The organism is Desulfacinum hydrothermale DSM 13146 (assembly GCF_900176285.1).
GTDB lineage: Bacteria > Desulfobacterota > Syntrophobacteria > Syntrophobacterales > DSM-9756 > Desulfacinum > Desulfacinum hydrothermale.
Genome location: NZ_FWXF01000047.1, coordinates 1 through 3098, shown reverse-complemented (window position 1 = coordinate 3098; position 3098 = coordinate 1). Strand labels below are relative to the sequence as shown.

General features: G+C 58.3%; 3 protein-coding genes. All 3 read right to left on the bottom strand.

Annotation, left to right across the window (positions count from 1 at the left end):
• Positions 1 to 166 precede the first annotated feature (166 nt).
• The 3 genes from B9A12_RS16470 to B9A12_RS16460 all read right to left on the bottom strand — a co-directional run bounded on the left by B9A12_RS16470 (position 167) and on the right by B9A12_RS16460 (position 2563).
• Entirely contained in the window at positions 167 to 1111 is a 945-nt protein-coding gene (locus B9A12_RS16470; protein ID WP_084059175.1) for an acetyl-CoA decarbonylase/synthase complex subunit delta, read from the bottom strand.
• Between the two features lie 555 nt (positions 1112 to 1666).
• Positions 1667 to 2185 carry a hypothetical protein gene (locus B9A12_RS16465; RefSeq protein ID WP_084059174.1) on the bottom strand — a complete coding sequence of 173 codons (519 nt, stop codon included), beginning with the start codon at positions 2183 to 2185 and terminating at the stop codon, positions 1667 to 1669.
• A 30-nt stretch (positions 2186 to 2215) separates the two neighbouring features.
• Positions 2216 to 2563 (bottom strand): hypothetical protein, encoded by a 348-nt coding sequence (locus B9A12_RS16460; protein WP_084059173.1) that lies wholly within the window; start codon positions 2561 to 2563, stop codon positions 2216 to 2218.
• Positions 2564 to 3098: the final 535 nt, after the last annotated feature.

Here is a 3098-nt window from a genome sequence, read left to right as displayed (position 1 = left end):
AAGGCCGTCTCCACCCCGTCCGCCGCCGCCTTCTGCAGCATCTGGACGGTGGCGTCGCAAATGGAAAAATCTTTGAAATTGTACTCTTTTTTCTTTTTCTCGTCGGCCATATCACACCTCACTGCCCCTTCCTGGGGCCATTGTTGCGACACAAGATTGCGCTCTCTTACACCATCTTTTCGATGAAGCCCTTGACCAGCTTGATGGCCTCAGGGTGGCGCATCACGACCACATCCGCCCCGGCGATCAGCAGGTCGATGGCCGTCACGGCTTCCATCATGACCCCGCGAGTCTTTTGATCCCCCATCTCGGGAGCCTCTTCCGTGGTCTGGTTGGCCTCTTTACATTTCCACACTTCGTTGGCCACATTGCATATGATGGGCTGCTGAAGCTTGTCGTCACCCTGGGTCAGGGCCGCCTGGGTGATACGCTCGATGACCGAATAGCTGTACTCCAAACCGTAACCCAACCCGCCGGTGGTGGGGTCGATCACGATCTTGTCCTCGGGCACACCCAGGTTGCCGAGCAGGATGTTCAGCTGCTTGGCCAGATTGACGTCGATGGGCGACGAGGCCACCACCGTGTGCTGGTAGCCCAGGCAGGCGGCGCCGATCTGCTTGTAGTCGCCTTCCTCCACCGGAGAGATGGCCACATTCTTGCCGGCGCACTTTTCCGCTACGGCACGCATCACTTCCGTATCCTTTTCGTGGTTGGCCACACCCCAGACCACCACGGGGACATCCACGGCGTCCACCACACTCTTGACGACCTCGGCCACCTCTTCCGCCGGCTTATTCTCCGCGTTGGGATCGGCACTCTTGGTCTGGACGACCAGAATCTCCGCGCCGTACTCCTCAACACACTTCTTGGCCCAAGCCGCCGGATCATGCACCACATCCTTGAACGGCTCCAAGGCCACGTCCGACCATTCTCCGTTGGGATCCTTGTCCCAGATCTCCATGGCGACCCTCGGAAGATTGGGCATCTCCCCTTCGAAGGTGTAAAAGGGGTAGGCCGAACGGCCACCGATCTTCACCGCCTTGTCGCCGGTTCCGAGAACCACCTCACGAATGCTTCCAGTGTATTTTTGTTTTGCAGGTTCGAACGCCAAGGCTACTCCCTCCTTTCGAGATTTGTGCATTTTTTCATTTAAAACACCGGCCCTCTGTTCTTCTGGGATCGTTCCTCCTCTTTGTGCATCAAAACGATTGGCAAGACGTTCCGCAACAACAACTCAAATCCAACCACCCCAGGGCCACCTCCAACTTGAGCGGAGAAGGGGACCCCCTTTCATCACAAAACCCCCACATCGACCCAACCGTGGGAACCATGGTGATGGATGCCCGCGCTTGCGCTGACTCTGGACAGAAGGGCAACCAGTCGCTCGAGGCCGGGTGATCTCTGGCTTTGATGGGTCATACGTGCCGCCATACGCGCGCCTGCTCACGGCAAAGGCTCATGATCTTCGGGGAAGGACTGTCGCCACGGGGCGAGCCCATGCGAAAACGCGCACGAGACCGCCCTACCTATGAGACACCTACTCATATAGGATCAATGCCGGATTGTCAACTCGTTTTGCCCAGATGCACAAGGCCCGCCACGTGCGATCACGTTGTGGACTCCAAGAGCACGCTTTCCGAGCTATATCCAAAGATATTGCCGACTTTTAGAAGCAGGTGGGAACCATCAGATGGCGTTTGGCCTCCCGGCGGGTGCGGATGACCGGATCGTGTTTTGTGCTCCGTTTCACAGGAACGACGCGCACCCGTGTGCCTTGCCATTCCAGACGATAGGTGTTGTAGGGACTGCTCAAAAGACCATGCTGAGTGGGGAGTCTGAATCGGAGGAAATGCTCCCTCTGGGACCGGGTCCATCGCTCGGGGAAGTAGCGGGACGTATCGAACTCGTACACTCCCTCCATCAAGAGGGCCTCGATAACCACATGCCGGGGCGGTGCGGCGATGGCCCGCCGGATGCGCCTTTTCAACACCTCCTGAACCCGAGCCGGGGCCACCTCCAGCACAACCTGGGTCGGAAACTCATTGCCGGGAGGGCTGTGGCCGAAATTTCGCCTCACACTGGCCAGGTCTTGCAAGATCTTTCGGGCATCCCAAAAATCCAGGTCCGTGAAGACATGGAAAGCGTATTTGGTCTTGGCCGGGTGGCAATAAATGATGCGAGCCATGAAATCCTCCTTGAAGGGCACCCCATTGCCTCAGGTGCAACCACAGCCGCAGCCACACCCGTCCTCACTGTCCATTTCCAACTCGCCGATCCACGACACCCCATACCGGTCCACCAGGTTGGCGATCTCCTTCACCAAAAGGTATTGAACAAAGGTCTGTTCCACAGCCGGAACTTGAGCCGCATAGGCGTCCACGGCCTCCTTTACCGGTTCATAGCTTCGGCTCACCAGCATCATGTCCAAGCCCTCACTCCGGCGCGGGTCCTTGAGCACACACAAGGGAATCCACCCGGCCTTGAGTTTGAGAAACCCCACGTAGTAGAGATCCTTGGAAAAGGCTTGTGAGCGGGAAAAGTCTTTGGCTCCGACGATGCGCATGTGGTCACTCCATCCGTTCATCCGTTCGATTCACCCAATATCTAAACCTCTTTGAACTAACCTAACGCCCTCAGGGCGGCTTTTCAACCCGAGCCACCCAGAAGGATCCGAAGGAAAACTTCCGGATGCCCAGAAGTCCATTCCACCCAGGTAAGGAAAACCCTGGATCCCCACAAATCCATCGTTCTTAGATGCCTCCCCCCTGATGGGGGAGGTCAGGAGGTGGTGTTGTCCGGCTCGTTATCTCCCCCTTTTCCCCCTCCACCATCACGGAAGAGGGCAGAGCAAACGGCCCCGTCTTCCCCTTCAGGCATCCATGCCTCCAGGGCGACCCAAGGGCGAGCACGCCACCATGATCCAGGCCGTCCGGCGGGGTGGGGTTCTGGAATGCGCGCTGGATGGGATGGACGGGGCCGAAGGCGATGACACGGCCGGGCGGGGTCCCAACGCAAAAAGGCCGGAACCTGTCCATCAGGTTCCGGCCTTCTCGAATAATGGACCGGCGGCGACCTACTCTCCCACGCGGTCACCCACG